General features: G+C 62.7%; 3 protein-coding genes and 1 pseudogene. All 4 read right to left on the bottom strand.

The window, feature by feature from the left end:
• On the bottom strand, positions 1–758 hold a 758-nt coding region (locus tag QT222_RS03590), incomplete at its 3' end, for a DUF7261 family protein (protein WP_491476331.1).
• Positions 746–1,381 (bottom strand): DUF7288 family protein, encoded by a 636-nt coding sequence (locus tag QT222_RS03585; protein WP_491476330.1) that lies wholly within the window; start codon positions 1,379–1,381, stop codon positions 746–748. The genes QT222_RS03590 and QT222_RS03585, both read right to left, overlap by 13 nt.
• Positions 1,375–1,872: a DUF7287 family protein gene (locus QT222_RS03580; RefSeq protein WP_491476329.1), complete on the bottom strand. Its 498-nt coding sequence runs from the start codon at positions 1,870–1,872 to the stop codon at positions 1,375–1,377. Before QT222_RS03580 ends, QT222_RS03585 begins: the two co-directional genes overlap by 7 nt.
• Positions 1,872–3,047: pseudogene (locus QT222_RS03575) on the bottom strand (type II secretion system F family protein); the annotation flags it as partial. The gene QT222_RS03580 and the pseudogene QT222_RS03575, both read right to left, overlap by 1 nt.
• Positions 3,048–3,097 lie beyond the last annotated feature (50 nt).

The raw sequence follows: 3,097 nt of genomic DNA, 5'->3' as shown, positions 1-3,097 counted from the left end.
CAGTCGGCCTGTGACGATCTGAGGGAGGTAAGTGTCGGCATGGCGCTGAGGTCGGTCTGAACGGTAGCGGGGGGGTCGCCCGGCGTCCCTGTGAGTTCCCATGCGGGAACGGCGAGTCTGACGTAACCGCCCGAGTCGGGGGCGACACTACGCGTCGAACGCGACCCGCTAGCGTGCTCGACCGTCACGAAGACGTGTGTCGAATCTCGGTACACTTCCGTTTCGACCTGCGCACTTCCGTCGTCCAAGACGAGTTCGAACGCCGACCCGCTGCTCGTCGCCAGCGAGTCGCGCGAGACGTTGAACCGAACGCCGCGGACGCCGACGTCGGTTGCGAGTGTCCAGTCTCCCGAGCCGCTTCGGTCCGTGAAGTCCCGCGTCGAATCCGACTGCGAGATTCGAGTTCCATCGACGCGGTCGGTGCGCGAAGCGTTTGTCACCGCCCCTCTGACGGCGGTGAGTGTGGCGGCGGTATCGCTCCAGTTTCCAAGGGCCAAGTCGAACGCATCGGTGAGCGACGAGTAGGACCCGCCATCGCGGTTCACTTCGTCGAGGAGTTCTCCCGCGCCCATCTCGACAGCGCCGCCGTGATTTACGGCTCCGTCGAGATTCGTGTCAGTCGTTCGCGTCGCGAGGTTCTCCGTGTATATCGCCGTGTTGAGCGTCAGTGCGAGGCCGACGAGGAGGACTGCGATTGCGAGGGCTGAGACGAGCATGAGTTGCCCGCGGTCGTCTCCGTCTCCGGTTACATCCGCCATACGACCACCTCCACGTTGACGAGGGCGTAGAGCGGGCCGGAACTCCCGTCTTGGACGAAGTACGTCTCGTCGGCAGCATCGTCTACGGACCGGAGCGTGTCTCTGGACCGGACAGCACGGTCGGCACCGCCGGGACCAGTGCCCGGTTTGTAGAGCGTATCGTTGTCGTCCAGACTCACCAAGCGAGTCCGCGAGACGGCGTGGTCACTCGGGTCACCCATGTAGACCAGTCGCGTCGTCCGGCGGACCTCGCGGTCCCGAAGGTAGTGAACGTAGACGTTGAAGGCGATGCCGCGCTCTAAGAACGACTGGTCGAGCATCGCCCCAAAGGCCGTCGGTGGGCCGCCATCGACGTAGTATCCTTCCGCGCCGGAGTCGTAGAAGCTCCCGTTTTCCGGATGGGTGAAAAGGACGGTCCGTTTCAGCGTCCCGTTTTCGGCGGCCGCGGTCAGAATACCGTCTGCGACCGCTGCCTGTTGGTTCTCGATGTGCTGGCTCGACGTACTCGCAGTCAGCGGCGTCACGGCAGTTACCTGCAGCGCGAAGGTAACGCTCGCGAGCAGGACCGTCGCCGCGACAAATGCTTCGAGCGCGTGTGCCTGTGCGCGGGACACGGTCACCACACCCTCACCGTCAACTCGTGCAGTGCGCCGTCGAGGAGGACCGCACGGCGGGCCGAGACGACGCTTCGAGAGGTTGGAACCGGTTCACCCGTTGTATCGACGGCCGTTCCGTGCCGTGAGAGCGTGACGTTCATCCCGTAGGAGTCGTCGATGCCGGTGGCGATGTTCGGGTCGGCGTTGTCGTAGTGACAGCCTGTGGGTGGCGGATTGCCATCGAAGAAGGCGTCCGTGCACGTCTCGTTGAGGACGTTCGGCTGTTCGGACTCGACGAGGAGATTTCGGGTGAGCGAGTCGGCCGCGCGGTTGGCGACGAGCGGTCGGTCCTGTTCCGCCTCGAACGGGTCGAGAATCTGTGGGATGGTCCCGACGACCCACGCGACGGCGAGAAGGAAGATGCCGACGCCGATGGCGAAGTCGACAGTCGTCTGCGCGCGGGTTGCCCAGCGGTCACCGCTTCCAGCGTTCGCGTTCGCTCGTCGGCGTCGATTCATCAGCCAACCACCGTCCACACGCCGAGTGCGAGCGTCTGCAGGATGACGACGAATTTGACCCCCGCGAGGAGGTCGGCGCTGCGGATGTAGCCGCTGATGAACCCCGAGAGCATCGCCTGAATGGTGACGCCGTGGAAGAACAGAAGCGAGAGCAGGTCCGGGTCGATGGCCCCGCCGAAGTCCGGGCCGCCAGTTGCCCCGCCGCCCGAACTGGACGCCTGCGTCGAGAGTCCGGCCATCACGTCGAGGAACTGCGTTTTGAGGATGGCCATGACCGCGAGAAGCGTGATGTAGGTCATGAGGATGATGGCGACCTGCATCCGGGTCCGCGAGATGCGCTCGCGCTCGATATCGTCTTGATTTTCGGAAGCCTGTGCCGCCGTCGTCAGTACCTCCGTAATCTGGCTGGACGCCTCCTGTGCCTTGGTGATGAGTTTGACTGTCCGGGCGAGACGCGGGATGTGATACTTGTTGTTGAACTCGACGAGCGCCTCCCTGAGGCTCATCCCGTAGTGAACCTTCGCGTACATGACTTCGAACTCGTCCGCGAGTTTGCCTGACGAGGTATCTGAGACGGTCTTGATGGATTCGAGGAGCGTCTGTCCGGTGTCGTTCGCGCTGGACAGCTTTCGGAGGTTGTCGGAGAGTTTTCCCGTAATCGCCGACCGAGAGTGAACGCTCCACTCGTGGAAGGCGGTTAGCGGGGCGGCTATCAGGTAGACCGGGACGTAAAACCAGATGAATGTCCCCCAGACCGGTTTCGCAATCATTCCGTCCCACGTCGTCGGAGCGGTCCCACCGACGACACCGATAGCGAGGAGCACTGCGGCCGCAGGCACCGTCAACGTGAGCGTGAACATCGGGTACCGTTTGAAGAACAGGTGCGGTTGGCGCAGGAGTACCTTCGTCTTGAACGTCCCTTCGCGGGATTTGATGCGCGAGAACAGGCTGAACTCGCCGACGTACGATTCGACGAGACCCATGTGGACGAGTCCTTCGCGCTGTTGGCCCTGCAGGCGGTCGCTTTCGTCTTCAGGGCTGAGGAAGCCGTCGCCCGTTTCGTCCTGTTTGACCGTCGAGACGAGGACGAGAAAGACAAATTCATCCACTGGTACGCGCACGGAGACCTTCGCCTACACGAGCTCCCACTGTGCCTGCTGGAGCATGACCATGGTGTCGAGCACCGTGAAATGAAGAAACGAGAACATCAACACAGTTATTTATA

Source organism: Haloferax sp. s1 (assembly GCF_058382125.1).
This window is presented reverse-complemented; position numbering and strand designations above follow the sequence as displayed.